The 20,665-nt window shown below is 45.8% G+C and carries 15 protein-coding genes and 1 pseudogene; 14 read left to right on the forward strand and 2 right to left on the reverse strand.

Annotated features, from left to right (window positions below):
- Positions 1–76: 76 nt before the first annotated feature.
- The 7 genes and pseudogenes from ACFRAM_RS20620 (at position 77) to ACFRAM_RS20650 (ending at position 7,308) form a co-directional block, all read left to right on the forward strand.
- A complete protein-coding gene (locus ACFRAM_RS20620) occupies positions 77–1,162 on the forward strand; it encodes a hypothetical protein (RefSeq protein WP_379467606.1) in 1,086 nt (361 codons plus the stop codon).
- A gap of 275 nt (positions 1,163–1,437) precedes the next feature.
- The gene (locus ACFRAM_RS20625) at positions 1,438–2,247 is read left to right on the forward strand and encodes a DUF427 domain-containing protein (RefSeq protein ID WP_379467608.1); all 810 of its coding nucleotides are present in this window, start codon (positions 1,438–1,440) and stop codon (positions 2,245–2,247) included.
- A gap of 349 nt (positions 2,248–2,596) precedes the next feature.
- Positions 2,597–3,340: pseudogene (locus tag ACFRAM_RS20630) on the forward strand (ABC transporter ATP-binding protein); the annotation flags it as partial.
- A gap of 86 nt (positions 3,341–3,426) precedes the next feature.
- Positions 3,427–4,038 (forward strand): ABC transporter permease, encoded by a 612-nt coding sequence (locus ACFRAM_RS20635; RefSeq protein ID WP_066379920.1) that lies wholly within the window; start codon positions 3,427–3,429, stop codon positions 4,036–4,038.
- 77 nt (positions 4,039–4,115) lie between these two features.
- Positions 4,116–5,474, forward strand: coding sequence for an LLM class flavin-dependent oxidoreductase (locus ACFRAM_RS20640; RefSeq protein WP_379467610.1), 1,359 nt, complete (start codon positions 4,116–4,118; stop codon positions 5,472–5,474).
- A gap of 45 nt (positions 5,475–5,519) precedes the next feature.
- A complete protein-coding gene (locus ACFRAM_RS20645; RefSeq protein WP_379467612.1) occupies positions 5,520–6,347 on the forward strand; it encodes a DUF427 domain-containing protein in 828 nt (275 codons plus the stop codon).
- Between the two features lie 37 nt (positions 6,348–6,384).
- Positions 6,385–7,308 carry a DMT family transporter gene (locus tag ACFRAM_RS20650; protein ID WP_379467614.1) on the forward strand — a complete coding sequence of 308 codons (924 nt, stop codon included), beginning with the start codon at positions 6,385–6,387 and terminating at the stop codon, positions 7,306–7,308.
- Between the two features lie 271 nt (positions 7,309–7,579).
- On the opposite strand, the gene ACFRAM_RS20655 is transcribed toward ACFRAM_RS20650, so the two are convergent.
- Complete coding sequence (locus tag ACFRAM_RS20655; protein WP_379467616.1) at positions 7,580–8,659, reverse strand: substrate-binding domain-containing protein; 1,080 nt, start codon at positions 8,657–8,659, stop codon at positions 7,580–7,582.
- A gap of 331 nt (positions 8,660–8,990) precedes the next feature.
- On the reverse strand, positions 8,991–9,932 hold the full coding sequence (locus tag ACFRAM_RS20660) for an MTP-1 family protein (RefSeq protein ID WP_379467618.1): 942 nt from the start codon (positions 9,930–9,932) through the stop codon (positions 8,991–8,993).
- A 144-nt stretch (positions 9,933–10,076) separates the two neighbouring features.
- On the opposite strand from ACFRAM_RS20660, the gene ACFRAM_RS20665 reads away from it, so the two are divergent.
- From ACFRAM_RS20665 to ACFRAM_RS20695, 7 genes are all read left to right on the forward strand, one after another.
- Positions 10,077–10,925 carry a helix-turn-helix domain-containing protein gene (locus ACFRAM_RS20665; RefSeq protein WP_379467620.1) on the forward strand — a complete coding sequence of 283 codons (849 nt, stop codon included), beginning with the start codon at positions 10,077–10,079 and terminating at the stop codon, positions 10,923–10,925.
- 373 nt (positions 10,926–11,298) lie between these two features.
- Positions 11,299–12,153: an ABC transporter permease gene (locus ACFRAM_RS20670; protein WP_379467751.1), complete on the forward strand. Its 855-nt coding sequence runs from the start codon at positions 11,299–11,301 to the stop codon at positions 12,151–12,153.
- A gap of 11 nt (positions 12,154–12,164) precedes the next feature.
- Positions 12,165–13,061, forward strand: a complete 897-nt coding sequence (locus ACFRAM_RS20675) for a carbohydrate ABC transporter permease (RefSeq protein WP_379467753.1) — start codon at positions 12,165–12,167, stop codon at positions 13,059–13,061.
- Positions 13,062–13,168: 107 nt separating this feature from the next.
- Positions 13,169–14,791: an extracellular solute-binding protein gene (locus tag ACFRAM_RS20680; protein WP_379467622.1), complete on the forward strand. Its 1,623-nt coding sequence runs from the start codon at positions 13,169–13,171 to the stop codon at positions 14,789–14,791.
- 157 nt (positions 14,792–14,948) lie between these two features.
- Complete coding sequence (locus ACFRAM_RS20685; protein ID WP_379467625.1) at positions 14,949–17,936, forward strand: alpha-mannosidase; 2,988 nt, start codon at positions 14,949–14,951, stop codon at positions 17,934–17,936.
- On the forward strand, positions 17,933–18,601 hold the full coding sequence (locus ACFRAM_RS20690) for an SGNH/GDSL hydrolase family protein (protein ID WP_379467627.1): 669 nt from the start codon (positions 17,933–17,935) through the stop codon (positions 18,599–18,601). The genes ACFRAM_RS20685 and ACFRAM_RS20690 overlap by 4 nt, the downstream gene beginning before the upstream one ends.
- Before the next feature lie 360 nt (positions 18,602–18,961).
- The gene (locus tag ACFRAM_RS20695) at positions 18,962–20,587 is read left to right on the forward strand and encodes a hypothetical protein (protein ID WP_379467629.1); all 1,626 of its coding nucleotides are present in this window, start codon (positions 18,962–18,964) and stop codon (positions 20,585–20,587) included.
- The last annotated feature ends 78 nt before the right edge of the window (positions 20,588–20,665 follow it).

Here is a 20,665-nt window from a genome sequence, read left to right on the forward strand (position 1 = left end):
GGTTGTTTAATTTCGCCTTGGGTAAAAGTGGTAAGATTGATTGTGTAGAGAACAAGAATAGATAAGGATGATGACTTTGACCATTGAGGACCGACTTAAAACGCTTAGAGAGGAACTAGTAAAAAAAGAGTTTGATCTGCCAATCACCTATACAAACATATCTTATAAGGAATTAGTTAAAACTAAGAATTTATCTTATATGGAAGGTGCCCGACAGCTGAAATTAAAGCATGTACTATCGGACGCTGAAGTTAACATGGTTAATAAAGTATGTGAGGCTATTGAGAGTTCACTCCATAACTATTATGATGGTTTCCCATCCGAAGCATACCAGCTATTAAAGCCAGCTATTGATCAACTGAGCTGTTACTTCGATAGTTTTTACTTATTTAACAGAAATCGAGACCCACGGTTATACAGAATTAGAAGAGATAAGACTCCACTTACAAATAAAAAAGACCTATTTCATATTCCGTTTGAAGAAAGGACGCTTGTATCCACACAGCGGTATAGCATTCCAGGATTTCCATGCCTCTATTTAGGAAGTTCTGTCTACGCATGTCTGGAGGAATTGAGAACAGTAAGTAACACGCAGCATGTATATGTTTCTTCGTTTAGAAATGATCGTGGAATGAATTTTATCGATCTGGGCTATCCCCCTAGAGTAGCGACAAAAGCTTCATATAAAAAAAGTGATACCGAAAGTTACGATGCTTTAAAAGCACTGTATCTCTGCTGGCCATTAATGGCTGCATGTTCCGTTCAGGTAAAGGATGATGCGCGCCCATTCAAACCGGAGTATATTATCCCTCAGCTTTTGTTGCAATGGGTAAGGAACTCGACCCATTTTAATGGAATTCGATATTTTACATCTAGAAGCAACAGTTATGTTCAAAGTGTACACTTGTATCAAAATTATGTTTTTCCAATAAAAGAAAACAAGGAGTATGGTTACTGTGATAATCTCGTAGAACATTTTACACTAACCGATCCTATTAGTTTTGATCAGTATCGATCAGACTATAATAAGGAGCCAAAAAATTTTGGCATGGGAAGGAAAGGAACAATTGATGATAGTGGTATACAGACCGATTATCGGCTAACTTACTATTCTTACTTAGAAGAAAAACTGGCGGAAATTAATTATTCAACGTTGTATTAAACCATCCTCCAGCTATAAATGTACAGTCATTTGAAAAGCTCAAGCGCCGCACTCCCCTAATCGGCTCTAGGGCTTATTTTTTTCTATATAGATTATTTCAGTTCTAGTATCGGGACTGCTTTATCATTAGTTTTACATGGGTTAATGTATTAATTTTTAAATTCTTATTGGAAAAGTAGGTTTTTTATGTTGAATATCTGAAATTTGCATGATATTATCTAAATGCAATAATTCATTACCTATATTTGATATTATTTAGAAGGAGGAGAGTACACATGTCTAATAAGAAGAAATTGCAGTTTGATTCAAATCCAAGACGAGTAAGAGTGGAGTTTGAAGGGATTACGATTGCGGATAGCAAGAATGTGATCACGGTTCATGAGAGAGGGCATCTTCCGGTTTATTATTTTCCCGAGAGTGATGTTCGCAAGGATCTGTTCGTAGAGTCGGAGCATCATTCCCACTGCCCATGGAAAGGTGCAGCATCGTACTGGAGTATCAAGGTTGGGGACCGGATTTCAGAAAATGCAGTTTGGAGCTATCAGAATCCTATTCCCGAGAGTGAGCCGATCAAAGGATATGTTTCATTCTATTGGAATCAAGTAGATGCCTGGTTCGAAGAAGATGAAGAAATCTTTGTTCACCCGCGTGACCCTTATAAAAGAGTAGATGCGCTGCAAAGTTCTCGGCATATCCAGGTAGTCATTGATGGTGTAACGGTAGCGGATAGCAAACGCCCGATCATTGTATTCGAGACAGGTGTCCCTGTTCGTTATTATTTACCGAAGGAAGACGTGAAGCAGGAGTTCCTGCAGGAAAGCGACTTGGAAACGAGATGCCCTTACAAAGGAAAGGCTTCTTATTGGTCCGCTGAAGTGAATGGTACCGTTCATGAGAACATTGTGTGGAGTTATCTCAATCCGATTCCCGAAATTCCTAAAATTAAGGAATATCTCTCCTTCTATAATGAACGTGTAGAGATTTATGTTGACGGCGAGAAAGAAGGAGAGACTTCTTGGTATCGCTCCGCATTGGATTTTTTTAATGCTAATGAGATTAAACCTGCGCTTGTGGAAAGTAATTAATTCTTAAGGATAACTGCATAGTAGTCTAATATGGCTGACCTGATCACAGGAGGTCTTTTTTTTTATGCCCTATAACATAAATCATTTTGTGATTTGATAATTTTAATCCGATGTGTTTACTTGTTTTTAATGATTGACAAAAAATTATACGTAATATAATATTGCATTAAAGTATTACATTACAGTATTGTATTATCGGATGTTAATAATATAAGAGACTAACCTTACAAACGGAGGTCTCATTTCCCTTGCAGCTACATGAGGGAGATGTGATCTTTTTTTATATTTAAAACCAACTAAAATTATGAATTAAGTTGGTATATTTTGAAAAGAAGGATGAGTGATTGATATGGGTGTTGGCGTAGCCGCAGTACAGTTCAAGCAAGTGACCAAAAATTATGGTTCGGGTAATGTGTTGGAGAATTTTGATCTAACCATACCTACTGGTCAAATCGTTACCATTATCGGACCGTCAGGTTGCGGGAAGACAACGCTGCTTAAAATGATCAATCGCTTGATAGAGCCGGAGTCTGGTTCTGTATTGGTAGAAGGGCAGGAGGTCAGCACGCTTAATCCGGTTGAGCTGCGGCGGAATATTGGTTATGTCATTCAACAGATCGGATTATTTCCTCATATGACCATTGAACAGAATATCTCTATCGTTCCAAGACTTAAGGGTGAGAAGAAGAAAGATTTGGTTCAGCGTACAGAAGAACTTCTGCAATTGATTGGTCTCGATCCACAGCAATTTCGCAGCCGTTACCCGCATGAGCTAAGTGGTGGACAACAACAGCGCATCGGTGTAGCTCGTGCACTTGCTTCCAATCCTTCTATTATTCTTATGGATGAACCTTTTAGCGCATTAGACCCCATTAGCCGAGTACAGCTACAGAAGGAGCTTATTAAGCTGAATGAAAAAGTGCAGAAGACCATTGTGTTCGTAACACATGATATCGATGAGGCACTTAAAATAGCCGACCAGGTAATTCTGCTAAAGGATGGATTTATTATTCAGACAGGAACACCTGCGAATTTACTGGAAGCACCTGCTTCTGACTTCGTTCGTGAATTTCTAGGTGCAGAGCGGTTTGAACAATATTCAATTTGATCTCGATTATCAATGAAAGGGAGTGGTTATGGGTGGATCAATTTTGGAATACCTTGCAAGCAGATTGGCCTATGATTTTACAGAAGATGGGGGAGCATATCAATCTGTCACTGATCTCGGTTCTGATTGCTTGCCTGATTGCAGTACCGACCGGAATTATTCTTACTGCCTATAAACGTGTAGCGAACACAGTCATAACAACGGTATCTGTGATTCAGACCATTCCCAGTCTCGCATTATTCGGATTTATGATCCCATTTCTGGGCATTGGAACAAAACCTGCGATTATCGCGTTAACGCTGTATGCGTTACTTCCGATTCTCCAGAACACCTATGTAGGTATCGGGGGTGTGAATCAGGCGTTAATTGAAGCCGGTACGGGAATGGGAATGACCAGATGGCAGATTCTATGGATGGTTCAACTTCCTATTGCGCGCAGCGTTATTATGGCCGGTGTAAGGCTAGTTGCGGTGCAAACGATCAGTATGGCTACTATTGCTACTTATATTGCTGCCGGAGGACTGGGCGATATTATTACCAGAGGGATCGCGATGATCAATACGGTAACTATTATGGAAGGTGCCATCCCTGTATCGCTACTCGTTATTGTCGTTAATTTATTGTTGCTAGGACTGAATAAGTTGCTTACGCCAAAAGGCCTGCGTCAATATACCAGAAATTAATATTTAATAGCGAAGGAATGGCTGGAGAATCAAGGCCTGCTGTAATTAACAGACAGTATAAGGGATGGTGTATAGAGATGAGTAATAACAAACGACAAATGGCACTGGGAGCGATGATGTTCTTTCCAGCAGGTGAACATATCTCCAGTTGGAGACATCCAGAATCGGATGCGGCCGGTCTGCTTGATTTTAATTACTACAAGCATATTGTGCAGACTGCTGAGCGCGGGAAATTCGATATGTTCTTCTATGCAGATGAACTATATGTTTGGGACAGATTTCAGTCAGGAATCACTGCGGCAAACAGCATTCGTCCAGAGCCATTCACACTACTATCTGCGCTATCTGCAGTCACAGAGCGAATTGGTCTTGCAGCAACCGTATCAACGACATATAACGAGCCGTATCATATTGCCCGCAAATTAGCCACGCTGGATCACTTAAGCAGTGGACGTTCAGGATGGAATATCGTAACTTCGCAGACGGATGAAGAAGCCCGGAACTTCGGTAAAGATAAACACTTGGAGCATGAGAATCGTTATGGAAGAGCTGGGGAGTTCGTCGATGTGACTCAAGGGCTGTGGGATAGTTGGGAAGATGATGCCATTGTATTGGATAAGGAATCAGGTGTTTTTGCGGATAAAGATAAGCTGCATAATTTGAATTATAAGAGTGATGAGTTCCAAGTTCGGGGTCCATTGAATGTATCACGGCCTCCGCAAGGGTATCCTGTATTGATTCAAGCAGGAGCTTCGGAAGCAGGCAAGGAGCTGGCAGCCGCATCAGCAGAAGTTGTATTTGCACCAGGTACAGCCTTTGGGCCGTTTGGAACGGTTGAGGATGGGATTGAACTATACGAGGATATCAAGACAAGGTTAGCTAAATACGGTAGATCTCGTGATGATCTGAAGATTCTACCGGGCTTTATGCCTGTTATTGGACGGACGGAGGAAGAAGCGGCCCAGCGGTTGGCGATTGTGGAGGATCTTACGCCTGAGAACCTGGGACTTGATCTGCTCTCTCATTATTTGGGTCATGATGTATCACAGTATCCATTGGATGAGCCATTGCCCTTCACACCAAAGCTGGAGGGCTTTAATCAGAGTAAGAGCAGTTTAGCCAAAATCATTCAATTGCTGGAGCGGGAGACTCTGACTATTCGCCAGCTCTATAAACGTCTTAACTCGCGCGGAGTAGCCGGAACACCTTCGCAGATTGCTGACCAGATGGAAGAATGGTTCGTCCGTGGCGCAGCGGATGGTTTTAATGTGATGTTCCCGCATTTGCCTGGCGGTCTGGATGACTTTGTGAACTTGGTTGTCCCTGAATTGCAGCGGCGCGGAATCTTCCGCGAAGATTATGAAGGAACGACCCTTCGTGAACATCTGGGACTGCGTCGCCCTGCTAATCGTCATAGTGTGATCGCTACGCGTTAATCTGATATTGAAGACAATATAACGGATAGATGGGAGATGGATTAGATGGCACATTATGACCCGCAGTGGAATTTAAATGATGAATTCGATGGCGATTGGCAGCTTAGAGCCGAAGTGAGTCCGAAATGGATTCGTGTAAAAATAGGCGAGACATTCGTGGCCGATAGCAGACGTGTGCTGATCGTTACGGAGACCGGCAAGCTGCCGGTGTACTATTTTCCCAAGGACGATGTCCGGACCGAGTTTCTTCAAGAATCGACTCATCGCAGAGAGGACCTTCACAAAGGGGAAGCCGTCTATTGGAACATTGGAGTCGATGATACGCTTGTAGAGAATGCCGTCTGGAGTCATCCTAATCCTTCCCAATCCAGTGCCATTATTGCGGGATATATTACTTTTATCTGGAAAAATAATGATATTAGATGGTTTGAAGAAGAGGAAGAAGTCATTAACCATGCCAGAGATCCTTATTCGAGACTGGATGCCATTCCGAGTTCCAGACATATAAAAGTAATCGTAGGCGGCAAGGTTGTCGCAGATAGTCAAGATCCGGTGATTCTGTTTGAGACAGGACTGACTCCGCGCTTTTATTTGCCTAAAGAGGATATTAACTTTGATTATCTAGTGCCATCAGATACAGTGACAACCTGCCCTTATAAAGGATCTGCCACATATCATTCTTTCAATAGCGATGGAGTGATTGCTGACAATGTGGTGTGGAGCTATCAGGAGCCACTGCCAGAGGTTCATGAAATAGCGGGTAGATATAGCTTTTATAATGAAGAAGTTGATGCGATCTACATAGATGGAGAGAAATGGTCCCTGCAGGGGCAAGACCGTTTACCTTACAAATCAATCGCTCATAAGCAATGAGATGTGCTTCTTCAGTTAATGTAGGGGAGTGCATCTAATGTCGAGTTATAGATCGGCTATTGTTGGACTTATTGGGGCAACTCTCTGTTGGGGATTAAGCTATATCATGAGTGCATATCTGATAAATTTTTTCTCTCCTGCATTTCTATCCTTTATACGCATGGTTTTGACATGGCTGCTGGTCCTGTTGTTGCTGTATCGTGCCGGAAAATTAAGATGGCCAACCCGGCCGGAATGGCTACTTTTGACGGCTAGTTCGTTGTTTGGCACTTTGATTCAGCAACCACTCTATTTCTCAGGTCTCAAGCTGTCCTCAGCAGCCAATGGTTCCTTGATCTATGCGGTAGCACCATTGGTAGCCATCTTCATGGAGCGCCTATTTTATAAGGTTTCGTTGACTGCAGGAAAGCTGGTTGGAGGCCTACTTGGTGTAGTGGGTGTTGTTATTATTATCAGTTTTGGCGGAGGGAAGTTCAGTCTATCATTAGGTGACTTGTATTTGGTACTGGCGATGCTGGGGATGACGATCGGTATGATGTTCACGCCACTGCTGGTGAAGACGATGTCACTGACAGCTATTAATATTATTTCTGGTGGATTAGGTGCTATTCTGATATCTCCTATGGTAGCAATAGAGTCGTATAATGGTGGTTTGATAGCAACAAATAATGCTTATATCTGGTTAATGCTACTTCCGTTAGCCTTGATTACAGCAACCTCGGGGATATGGTGGACAAGGGGCGTAGCGGTCACAGGGCCTGGGACAGCTTCCATGTTCATGAATATCCCGCCGTTTATCTCGCTTATCCTGGGGCATTTTTTATTGGGAGATGAGATCTACGTCACTCAATTGCTGGGCGGAGCCCTGATTCTAATTGGAGTTTTCATCTCTAATCGCAATGCTTCCAAAAAAGTTGTGCAGGTGAATGAGACAACGAGTACAACTGAAGCTACAACTTAAATGAATCGAAAGCCTCTCCTTAGTTTTTTGCTGGGGAAGGGCTTTTTGTATGGAGGCCTGTTAGAGAGAATCCGAGCACATAATTCTTCATCCTTTTCCCACCTTCATGTTTTATAAAAGAGCTGGAAGCAGGATAGTTGATGACATTTTAACATGAAAACGCAAAAAAAGACGTCCGGAAATTGCACACTGGAGCGTCTTTTTTGTGATTTGGCGTAGTATTGTTCAGTGTTCCAGGCTGGACTCAAAATCGAATTCGTGATCTCAGACTTTAACCTTGAACTGGCTTGATGGAGTCACGTATGACCAAGCTTGTAGGCAACATGACCTTCTTATTGCCGTAAGACGAGCCTTCGGTAATCCTGAACAACAAATCGGCACTTTCATAGCCGAGAACATCGAAATATTGCTTCACTGTGCTCAAGGCGACCTTGGCGAATTTGGCGCTCTCGAAATCGTCAAAGCCCATTAGTGATAATTGGTCGGGGATACGAATGCCAAGTGCGGTCAGCTGTTCGAGCGCTTCGAGGGCCCGCTTGTCGTTGGCGCAGAACAGCGCGGTCAGCTCTCCATTTTGTACAAGGCGCGCAAGCGCAACATAGTCTAATTTCTTGTCCAGGAACAAGAACGAATCCTGTAACGGCACGGACGAATTCGACATGGCGTTGCAATAACCGTTGTATCTGTCGACCTCCGGGCTTAGGTGGTAGTCGTAAGCTGCAAATCCGATCTTTCGATGACCTTGCTTTATCAAATATTCTACCGCTTCATAGGCCCCGTCATGATTGTTACATGTGACGACGTTGACCGGATATCCGGAAGGGGAACGATCAAGCATGACGAACGGAATCGATTTACTGCGAATCTCCCCGAGATAGCTCTTCGCAGCGTCGGGATCAGAGGAATAGATAAGTAATCCTCGCAGTTCCGTTTGAATCAGCCCCAGAACGAGCTCGCGTTCCTGTTCGAAGTCGTTCTCCACAAATTCTACGATCAGTTTGCAACCATGCTTGCCCAGAAAGGACTGAATGCCCCGCATGATCTGCATATATGAGCTATCGTACAGGTCGACGCCGGAGATGACAAAAGCCACCAGATTGGAGGTCTTCTCTGAGACGGCTGCCTGGCTGGCAACAAAGCTTCCCTTCCCCCTCACGCGGTAGATCACGCCCTCGTTCACCAGCTCTGACAGCGCTTTGCGCACAGTGATGGAGCTGACATCCAGCAGCTTGGAAAATTCTGATTCGCTAGGAATCCGATGGTCCATTGTAAATTCCTGATTCTCGATCTGGGATAAGACATAGTCTTTTACCATCTGGTACTTTGGCAGAGCCAAGTCCTTCTTGCTCAAGTAGGTTCACCTCGTTCCAACATTTCTTCTATTGTAGCGCACATCGCTTTAAAAAGTATACGTACTTGTAGCGCATCTCGAAAAAAAATTGTCGGATGGGTAGGTGATTTTCAGGAATTTAGCAGGATAGGGGCGAAATTATATAAAAACTTTGAATTTCGTGATGCTCTGTATTACTATGAGATCAAATAAAGTATGTGTTTTAATTTACTTATCATAATAACTTCGAGGGGGTGCTTTACAAAAAATGAATGGTACTATACCACACCGTAATGTGACATAAAAAATGAGCCGCCGGGATAACCCAACAGCTCGATGCTTGGAATTTTATCTATAAGGTTACAATGGCGCCTTCACCCTCGAACGGGTAGTCGATGACGATGCGTCCTGCTTCGGTATCGCCGATACCGCTGTACAGATTAACCTTGCCGTCAGGCCGCATTTCAATACCGGCGGTGAAAGCACAGTCGTTCAGATGCGCCTTCTTGGCGGGGCCATCCGGATAACAAGGACGGGTGCCGATGATTTTCAAATCCGAGAATTGATTAGTTTGCGGATCGAGTACGAATGACATGTTCATATAGGTTGCTTGATCTCCCTGAGCGTAGCAGATATGGCCGATGACGCCAATCTTTCCGCTCTCTAGTAAGTATGCCTGGTTGCAGCCGCCCCACTCATCCTTACGGAACAGTCCATTGATATTTGGTGCGTTCTCAATGACTTCCGGAGACAGTGCGTCCAGGCTGTCAATGATTGTGAATCCCACTAAGGATTCGCTTCCATATTGCTTGCGGATTTCTTCATTGCGTGGTCTTGAGAAGACACCGATCTTACCGTTTCGAAGCTCTACCAGCCGAATGTCCTTCATATAATCTGGACCGGTCGTGAAGTAGCAGAGGTCATGAAGATCATGCCCTTTGTAGAAATAACCGTAGAACGTATCGAGCTGACCTTGATTGAAACGAACATGTGTCCCGCCCAATACGAGCTGTTTGTTGACTACGCTAATATAAGGGTCTTCAAGCTGATAAATCATCGTATCCGGCACGGCTGTCCACTCGTCTGGACCGCTCTGTTCAAACAGGCGAACCCAAGACCTCGCCCACTCATCGCGTTTTTCCACGCGTCCATAAATGTAGCGCTTGCCGTTCCATTCGAACGGAATTGAAGGGTTGTAGACATCGAAGCCTTCGACTCCGTGGAAGACAAGCTTGGCACTTTCATAAATACGTTTGTTTGCTTCGAATTGCTGACGCAGTTCCAATAAGTTCATTTGTGGTAAATCTCCTTTCAGGCTTCAGTAACAACTCTATCCTAATCAAAAGTCTTGCTCTAAATCTTGCTCCATTTTTGAATGCATTATGGTATTTTGACATCGAAGAAAATTGCCACTGTACAAAATAAGGGGGAATTGCACATGTTGAAACTTCTTGCGGCAGACGGTATTGATTCTGAAATTCAGGCTCACTATCGACTGATCGCTTCGGTGCGCGATACGATCGGCATGCATACTCACGACTTCTTTGAGCTGTTTCTTATCTTGAAGGGTAGCGTTGTGCATATCATTAACGGCAAACGGCAGTTGTTGCAGGAAAATACACTAGTGTTCATAAGGGATCGGGACGTTCATTACTATGAACAGACGACGGATAGCGACTGCCAATTCATCAATTTATCGTTCAATAGGGAGGTCCTGGACGATCTGGTTGCTTTTTTGGGAGAAGGGTTCCCAAGCGAAAGGCTGCTTGAGCCGGTCATGCCGCCGTCGACTGTGCTGTCCAAAATGGAAAAGGAATATGTGCGGTACCGGCTGGACCAGCTTAGTTTGATTCCGCAGGAGAAGAAGCTGGCTGTTAAAGCGGAGGTAAGAGCTATATTGACAGATCTGTTCTCCCGGTATATCAAGGCAGAAGCCGATCCGGTTGAACTAACCGGACAGCCTGAATGGTTTAAGGATCTATGCAGAGAGGTGAGAAAGAAAGAGCATTTTACGCAGGGGACGGCTGCGCTTGTTGGGCTGTCGGACAAATCGCATGCTTACCTATGCAGAATGTTTAGAAAGCATCTCGGGATGTCCCCGACCCAGTACATTAACGAATTGAGAATGTCCTATGCCGAGAATTTGCTGCTGAATACGGACATGGAAATCGTGGAAATCAGCTTAGAGATCGGACTCGAGAACGTCAGTTACTTCTACGACTTATTCAAGCGGAGGCATAGTTTAACGCCTCATCGATATCGCCAATTTGGGATAGTCCAGAGATAGTATACTAATTATTTTATGTATTTTTTTATTGACGGATGAAATAGTATGTGTTATTTTTTGCCTAGCATAATAACTTTCAGGCACCATGAGCATTACATTTGTCTGGGACGGTAGCCGGAAGCTATTGCGTACCCGACGAACGTAAAACAAATAACCTTTGGAGGCGGTGATGAATGCGCTTACATATAATGCGAATCAAATAACCAGGTTCATGTGTCTACGAGCAATATATCAGCTATAACCGATCACGACATGTTAACAGTTAGGAGGTGCTTCTTTGCAAGTAACCAATAACAAGTTAGTGGCCAGTAACAGGCTAGTGGCCAATAACAGGCTAGTGGCCAGAATCGTCAAGCACCGCTATCTCTATCTTATGGTGCTTCCCGGCTTTCTGACAGTGTTAATCTTTAGTTATTTTCCTATGTATGGAATTTTAATCGCTTTCAAAGATTTTAACGCTTCCAAAGGGATATGGGGAAGTGAGTGGGTAGGGTTAAAGTATTTCACTTCTTTTTTTAACGATCCCATGGCGTTTAGAGTTTTAAAGAACACATTGCTTCTTGGTTTGTATACCTTGTTTTGGTCATTTCCGGCGCCAATTATATTGGCTCTACTGTTTAATGAACTGAAAAACAAGCGTTTTAAGAAGGTTGTGCAGACGGTTTCTTATTTCCCGCATTTTATATCGGTCGTCATTGTTGCGGGGATGCTTAAGGAGTTTACAGCGAGAGACGGTTTGTTTAACAGTATCGTCACCTTCTTCGGCGGAGACCCGGTCATGTTTCTTCTCGAGCCGAGCTTTTTCCGGACCATTTTCATCTCTTCTGGCTTATGGCAGGGCGTCGGATTCGGCACGATCATCTACCTTGCTGCATTAAGCGGAATTGATCCTACGTTGTATGACGTAGCCGAAGTAGACGGCGCAGGCCGATGGAAGAAGGTTGTACATGTCACATGGCCGTCGCTCAAGTCTACCTCTATTATTTTGCTGATTTTTGCCGTGGGAGGAATCCTCGGGAGCGATTTCCAGAAGATTATTCTGCTCTATTCGCCTGAGACTTACGAAGTAGCAGATGTCATCGGCTCCTATGCTTATCGTCAAGGTATATTGGGCGCCCAATACGAGTACACAACGGCAATTGGATTATTTATGTCGGTTATATCTTTTATTATTCTTTACTTGACCAATTGGATGAGCCGAAAAGTTTCCGAGACGAGTTTGTTTTAGGTGGTGAGATGTTGAAAAAGGATAGCATAGGCTCCAGAGCTTTTGACGTTGTAAATATTGTTTTCATGATATTTATCCTGATTGTGGTACTGTACCCGATTCTAAACATTATCGCTACATCGCTAAGCGGCGCACGTTACATCTCCTCTGGAAGCGTGACGATTTGGCCTAAGGGATTTAATCTGGAAGCGTACAAGACGGTATTTCAAGATCCATATATTTTTAAAGGGTATCTCAACTCGATCATTTATGCGGTCGGCTCTACGGGCATCATGCTGCTGTTTACGGCACTAATGGCGTATCCGCTAACGATTCCCGGATTTGCGGGCAAGAAATTTTTTACCCTTTTCCTAATGATTACGATGTTTTTCAGCGGCGGCTTAATTCCGACCTATCTGCTTATGCGTAGCCTGCATCTGTTAGATACAGTATGGGTTATGATTCTCCCCGGCGCGATTAGTGCCTACAATGTGTTTCTGTTTCGAACATTCTTTCTGAATATTCCTTCCGAGCTGAAGGACTCCGCTTATATCGATGGAGCGAATGATGTGGTAGTTCTTTTCCGGATCGTACTGCCGTTGTCGAAGGCGCTGTTTGCAACCTTTGCGCTATTCGGTCTGGTCGGAAGCTGGAATAGTTGGTTTGATGCTTTGATTTATTTGCGGGATCAGGATAAATATCCTTTGCAGATGGTGTTAAGAAACTACCTGTTCACCTTGGATACGACTGCGATTCAAGGACGGGTGGGCAGCGGTGCGGTTGCCATTAATGCTCCGGGGGAAGCGCTTGATCCGCAGGCGGTACGAATGAGTGTCATTATTATTACGATGTTTCCGATCATGTGTATCTATCCGATCTTCCAGAAGCATTTCACCAAAGGGATATTCGTAGGCTCCATCAAAGGCTGAGTTGCGGATAGCCAGCGGTGAAGGAGGTAAGTGGTAGAGAGATCATGATAGGTATTGAATAGTAGATTTGGAAAAGTAGTTCATTGAGCTAATTGGGGGGACGTTGAATGAACAAACTGGCAAAAATGCTTGTCCTTGGGTTGGTCATGCTGATGATTTTTTCTGGGTGTTCGAATAATTCCAAAAATTCAGTTTCCAATGAGGATAACCAAGAAGTAGTGCGTTTCTCGGTAACGCTGCCTGCGAGCGGTGTGGATAATCCGAATAGCCTGGTAGGCAAGGAATGGCACAAGAGTATGGAAGCCTATATGGGTAAGAAAGTAGAAATTAAATATAACTATATTCCGGCTTCTGAGTACGACGAGAAGGTCAAGCTCATGATCGCAAGCGCCGATCTGACAGACTTCTTCATAACACCGTTATTTTATGATGTGAGCCAAATGGCCGGGCAAGGCCAACTTCTCGAGTTAGCCCAATATAAAGATTTAATGCCGAACTATATGAACTACATTAGCAAGGTGAAGAATGGGATGAAGCGGGTTACGAATTCCGACGGAGAGATGTACGCCTTTAAAGAAACCTCCACGCCTAGGTTCCCTGAGGATCGAGGCATGCTTATTCAGAATACGGCTGCTTACCGCTATGACGTGTTCAAGGAGAATAACATCAAAATTCCGGACACGCTCGATGAATTCTATGAGGCTGCCAAAAAAGTTAAAGAGCTCTACCCCGACAAATATCCCGTCGCAACAAAATTTAACAGTCTAAGATCGTTGTTTTCTGCGAACCACATCCGGGATGAAATCTTCTGGGACGGAGAGAAATATGTATACGGGGTTCTGGAAAAGGGATATAAAGATGCGCTCCAATTTGCGAATAAGCTGTATTCGGAGAAGCTATTAGATCCGGAATACACGATTGATACAGATGATACGGTGAAAAGAAAAGCGCTGAATGGCGACAACTTCATGTGGCTAACGCAGTGGTTTACGACTCCGGCTGAGTACACTAGAACGGCCGACGATGGCAAGATTTTCGCTGTTTCGCTGTATCCTGACAATCCGGATTACGGGAAGGCCTGGCAGGAAGTTGTGAACGCCAATACTCCTGATTTGGGCTGGGGGGCATACGCTATCAACTCCAAAGCCAAAAATCCTGAGGAATTGATTAAATTCATCGATTATCAATATTCAGATGAAATGATCAGGCTCATCACTTGGGGGATTGAGGGCACGACTTATACCATCGGGGAAGACGGTCTTCCGACCTTTGTCGACTCGCTGAAAAATGCCAAGGATCCGTGGTTGGAAGGTGATAAATACGGCATGCGCGCAAGTCGAAACCATAACCCTGGATTACAAATGGTTAGTGACTCAAGAGCGTTCGTAGACTTTGCTGCGACAGACTATACGGTATTTAACGGCAAATACGAAGAGGTGCCGATTGAGAAATCGGAATTCTTGACGAGTCTGCCATTGCATGACAACGATTATATTCCTTCCTGGTTGAGTGAGCCGTCGATTCAACTCACGGGCAATGAAAGCCAGCGGATTTCGGAGATTATGAATCCGGTTAAGACGTTCGTTACCGAAGAGCAGGCCAAATTCGTAGCAGGCAAGAACAGCTTCGATACTTGGCAGGCATTCATTGATAAAGTGCAAAAAATGGGAGCTATTGATGAAGCTCTGAAAATTTATAACGATGCTGCACAAAGAGCAACAGCAAATTAATAGAGATCGTCCTCCGTGGCCGGCAGCCACGAGGGCGGTATGTCGTATAGCGCTAGGATCAAAGATTATGAAACCATAGGATGTGAGAAGAACCTTGAAAGAGAAAAAAGAGATTTTATTCCATGTTGAAAAGCTGCTAAATAAAAGAGATCAATTTATGATTACAAAGCTCTCTTCAATCGATTTTTCCGGTTTTATGACAAAGGACCAGCTGTTCATTCATGAAATGGATGGACAACCTTTCCAAAGCATTACCCCGGGCCAGCATTGGGGAGAAAAATGGGGATACGGCTGGTTCCGCTCGACAGTTGTCGTTCCTGAAGAGGCCAACGGCAAACGGCTTGTGGCTATGTTCGACTTTGGATCGGAAGCGACCGTGTATATTAACGGCATCGTGAGCGGCGCAAAGGACCTTAACCATCATTACCTAACTTTAACCCGTTCAGCGAAAACAGGCGAACAATTCGAAATTGTTGCAGAAGCGTACGCTGGTCATGCGGATTCCCGGCCGATATTTGGAAATTCGCAGCTCTGCATTTTTGAAGAGGAAGTGTACCAATTTTTCATCGATTTGGAATGCTTGTACGATCTGCGCAATCATCTTGATCCCAAATCCCTCCGCGTTGCGGAGATTGATCGTGGTCTGACTCAGGTGTTTGCGACAATCGACCTGACTCTGCGTCAGGACTTGTTGGGAGAGAACGTAAAGCAGTGCCGCAAAATTATGGAGCCGCTCTTGGCCTGCGTGAACGGTTCAACGGCACCAACCTTGTACCTTATGGGACAGTCCCACTTGGATATCGCCTGGCTGTGGCCGATTGCGGAGACGGAGCGGAAGATTGCGCGGACGATGTCTAATCAGCTTGCGCTCATGAACGAGTATCCCGAGTATCGTTACACTCAGAGTCAGCCGTATTTGTTCCAGACCGTCAAAACATTGTATCCGGAGCTGTATGATCGCATCAAACAAGCGGTGAAGGAAGGCCAAATTATTCCCGAAGGTTCGATGTGGGTGGAGCCCGATACGAATTTACCGAGTGGCGAGAGCCTGATTCGCCAGGCGTTGCACGGTAAGCGGTTCTTCAAGGAAGAATTCGGTGTGGACAACGAGATGCTGTGGCTGCCTGACGTATTCGGCTATGCCGGAAACCTGCCGCAAATCATGCAGGGTTGCGGGATCAAGTATTTCGCGTCTACAAAATTGTTCGGTACCTACGATAATATAGCAGATCCGTTCCCGCACAATACGTTCATGTGGGAGGGGATCGACGGTTCGCAAGTTTTGACGCATCTGATGAACTATGGCGATTACTACCCGATTCGCATCAATCCTTCGTTCTTAATCGATCAGTGGAACGATCGCGTTCAGCTTGAAGGCATTTCTACGCGGCTCACCCAGTTTGGACACGGAGACGGAGGCGGAGGTTCTAATCGTGATGATATCGAGTTTATGCGTAGGCTCGGTAATTTGGAGGGCGTTCCCAAGACGAAACATGGCTCGCCGATTGAATTTTTTGAGGATCAGATCGAAAAGGGCATACCGGATGCAAAATATGTAGGAGAGCTCTATTATCCTGCTCACCGCGGGACTTATACGACACAGGCAATCATTAAAAAGCTGAACCGGAAGGCAGAAATCGGTTTCCGCGAGTTGGAGCTTTGGGAAACTGCGGCGGTATTACTTAATAACCGGACCTACCCTCACGAGGAGCTGGACCGTCTATGGAAGATTCTGCTGCTGCATCAATTCCACGATATTTTGCCGGGCTCATCGATCCATCGTGTTCATGAAGAGGCGCAGATTGAGCTGAAGAAATTGAATGAGAATGTGTATGACATGGCTTCAGACGCCAGAGATGCACTCACGGATGACGATGTCTCCCGCGTTACCGTCTTTAACTCGCTCTCCTGGCGAAGAAAGGAACTGGTCGCGTTACCAGCTGGCGTCCAAGGGATCGCGGACGAGAACGGAACGGTTCTGCCGGTGCAATTGCATGAAGGGGTTCACTATACCGAGGTTGAAGCTCCTTCGATGGGCTGGTCGACTTACAAGGTTGAATCTGAAGTGGCGGATGTTTCTGCTGCGTCGACAATCATTGCCACAGAATCGCATTTGGAGAACGAGTGGATTTCAATTGAAATTAACGAACAGGGCGAGTTTACGCGTATTTTTGACAAGGAGACCGGCATGGAATGGGCAGCGGATCACTGCAATGTCATGCGGATGTATCGGGATCAGAATTCGGATTTTGATGCTTGGGAGATCGATCGGCGCTACCGCTTGGCACCCATCGAGCTGAACGCAACCGCCAAGGTATCTGTTACCGCAAACGGCCCGCTTTTCGCGAATATTCGGGTTGAGCGTGAATTGAACCATTCGACCATGATCCAGGATATCCGGCTACGTGCCGGCAGCCGCCGGGTGGAATTCCATACGACAGTTCACTGGCGCGAGAAGAATAAGCTGCTAAAAGTGGATTTCCCTGTCCGTGTTCATACGAACGAGTCGTTGCAGGAAATTCAGTTCGGTTACGCCAAGAGACCAAATCATGCTTCGCGTCCACATGATGCGGATCGTTACGAAGTGGTTCAGCACAAGTGGTCTGCGCTGGCAGAGGCAAATCGCGGCTTCGCATTGCTGAACGACTGCAAATACGGCATATCGGTCAACGATAACACGATGAGTCTAACACTGCTACGGGCTCCGACATGGCCGGATGAGACATCCGATCAAGGGGAGCACCATTTCACCTATGGTTTTACGTTCTGGAACGGCGCGTTCATGGACAGTCCTGTTGTGCAGGAAGCCTATGAGCTTAACTATCCTGTAAGTCTCGCATCAGGAGGAAGCCAGGAGGGACAATCGCTGCTCAGTATCGATCAAGCCAATGTGATCGCGGAGACAGTCAAAATTGCCGAAGACGGATCAGGCGACTTCATCGTACGTCTTTATGAGAGTAAAGGGGCCTCTGTAGCTAGTAAGCTTCATATCGGTTTGTCTGTTGCGGCGGTTCATGAGGCAAATATGCTGGAGGAGAAGAATGGGGAAATACCTTACGAGGGCGGCGGAGATGTATTGCTGCAGTTCCGTCCGTTCGAAGTGAAAACGATTCGTCTCCAATTGAATGGGAGGAATGAAGGATGAAGCTAGAAGGAGGACAACGCCTGGTCCTGATCGGCGATTCGATCACGGATTGTGAGCGTAGATATCCTTACGGAGAGGGGTTGTTCCAAGGTGTCGGTAAAGGATACGCCGCACTTGTGGAAGGAATGCTACAGGTGGCATATCCGGAGCTCTCCATTCGTGTGACCAATATGGGTATCGGCGGCAATACGGTTCGGGATTTGAAATCCAGATGGCAGAGTGACGTACTGGATCTGAAACCGGATTGGCTAACGGTCATGATTGGCATCAACGATGTATGGCGGCAGTTCGATCAACCCGCGATACCGGAATCACATGTGAATCTTGAAGAATATGAGCAGACCCTGGAAGAGCTGGTGCGTTCGGCCCTCCCTGGCCTGCAAGGACTCGTGATCATGACGCCGTTCTATCTGGAGCCGAATGCCGAAGATCGCATGCGGAGCCGGATGGATGAGTTCGGACTTGCAGCCAGAAGGGTTGCGGAGCGTACAGGTGCGTTGTTTATTGATACGCAGGCGGCTTTTGCCAGTCATTTTGACTACGTCCATCCTACTGCGCTGGCGTCCGACCGGGTGCATCCTAACTTGACCGGTCATCTATTAATCGCACGCGCACTGCTGGAGGAGATCGGCTTTGATTGGTCGCGCATGCGTGTCGGCTCGTGATGTCAGTTGCCTTATTTGGTAGTATTGCTACTTTATCTTTGCCTTGAGGTGGATAGCTCGATTCATGTAAACATCCGTGCAGCTTGTGCGGATGTTACTCACAAAGAATAATGTATACGCTTACATAAAATATCTACTTGTCTATCTTGATCCGTAACATCTTTGTATCACCCTTTAAGCTTTTGAAAGGAGGTGGTTAGAAGGGAACTCTTTAACGACGAAGCGGTCGGCCCCTGATGTTGCATCTTGCTGCGAAATTGAAGAGTAGTCTCAGGCAAGAACTATCGTTTGGACAAGTGGTGACCGGTAGCACAATGATTTCATGCTATGTAATACGACAAAAGCCGGGAGGTAAACGAAATGGAAATGAAACAGTGGAAAAGAGCGGGGATATGGACTAGCATCATGCTAATGGTTATGACGGCGCCTGGTGCCACGTTCGCAGCGCAGGCGGGGGAGAGCAATGCCAAGCAGAATGTGAACAGCGCAATAAAAAAGACCCATCAGCCATTCATGATCAAGATCGTGGATGCCGAAACAGGCCGGGGCATTCCCCTTGTTGAGCTGAAGACGACGAATAACATTCTGTACTACACAGACAGTGCCGGTGTCGTGGCTTTCAACGAGCCCGGTCTCATGGATCAGTCGGTCTTCTTCCATCTGTCGAGCGACGGCTACGATATCCCCGCAGACATGTTCGGCAACCGTGGACAGGCCGTACAGATTTCACCCGGGGGCAACATTACGATCGAGATGAACCGGGTTAATATCGCCGAACGGCTGTATCGGATTACAGGCCAAGGCATCTATCGCGACAGCGTGATGCTTGGTCTGAATGCGCCGATTCAGGAACCGCTGATTAACGGTCTGGTCATGGGGCAGGATTCTGTGCAGATGATCAAGTATAACAATCGGCTGTACTGGTTCTGGGGCGATACGGACAGGCCTGCTTATCCGCTGGGAAATTTCCGCGTGACGGGAGCGACTTCTAAATTGCCGCAACACGGCGGGCTGGATCCGGATGTTGGTGTGAATCTGAACTATTTTACGAAAGACGACGGTTTCGTCAAAAGCTTGGTACCGCAGCTACCTGACGGCGCCGGAATCGCTTGGGTGTTCGGATTAATGACCGCCAAGGATAACACCGGACGTGAGCGCCTGCTCGCCGGCTACAGCACGCATAATCCTGCACTCAGTGCCTTCGGTATTCTTGTCTTTAACGACAATACTAAGGAGTTCGAGCAAGTCGTCCAGTTCCCTTCCAAAGACGATTGGCGCCATCCAGGCGGTCAGTCGACCTATTACGAGGAGAATGGGCTGGGTTACTGGCTCTTTACGGAACACCGGATGCCGAATTTACGCGTTGCTGCCAGCTATGACGCCATCATCGATTATACCCAATACGAATCGTTTACACCCCTGACGCTGGGAACAACATACAACGGAGCTCAAACGTCGTTGGATCAAGACGCGAACGGCAAGCTCGTATGGGGCTGGAAAAAGAACACTCCACCGCTTAGCCAGAGTCAAGAGAAGGAACTGATCGATTTAGGGCTGATCCAAGGTGGTGATCCCCGCTATTATCAATTGAAAGATGCTGATACCGGCGAAGATGTTGAAATTGCCTCAAGCTCCATCGAATGGAACGATTACCGGCAGCGGTACGTGATGATCGGGCAGCAGTTGAAAGGCAAGACTTCGTTGCTGGGTGAAATCTGGTACGCAGAAGCTCCTGCGCCTCAAGGCCCTTGGAGCACTGCCAAAAAGATCGTAACGCACAACGGGTATACTTTTTATAATGTGGCACAGCACAAAAACTTCAGCAAGGATGGCGGCCGGATTATCTACTTCGAAGGAACTTATACGAATACGTTCACAGATCATGTCCCTACTTCAAGGTATAACTACAATCAAGTCATGTATAAGCTCGATTTGGTGAATCTGAAGCTAGGGATTGAGCCGGTTCAAGGAACGACCGGTAAATAGAGCGTCAGACCATAATTATTATCGAAAAGGACCTTTCCGAAAAGCGCAGTGGGCTTTGACCGGAAAGGTCCTCTTTGA

This window comes from Paenibacillus sp. NPDC056722 (assembly GCF_042790635.1).
GTDB classification, from domain to species: Bacteria; Bacillota; Bacilli; order Paenibacillales; family Paenibacillaceae; genus Paenibacillus_AQ; species Paenibacillus_AQ agri.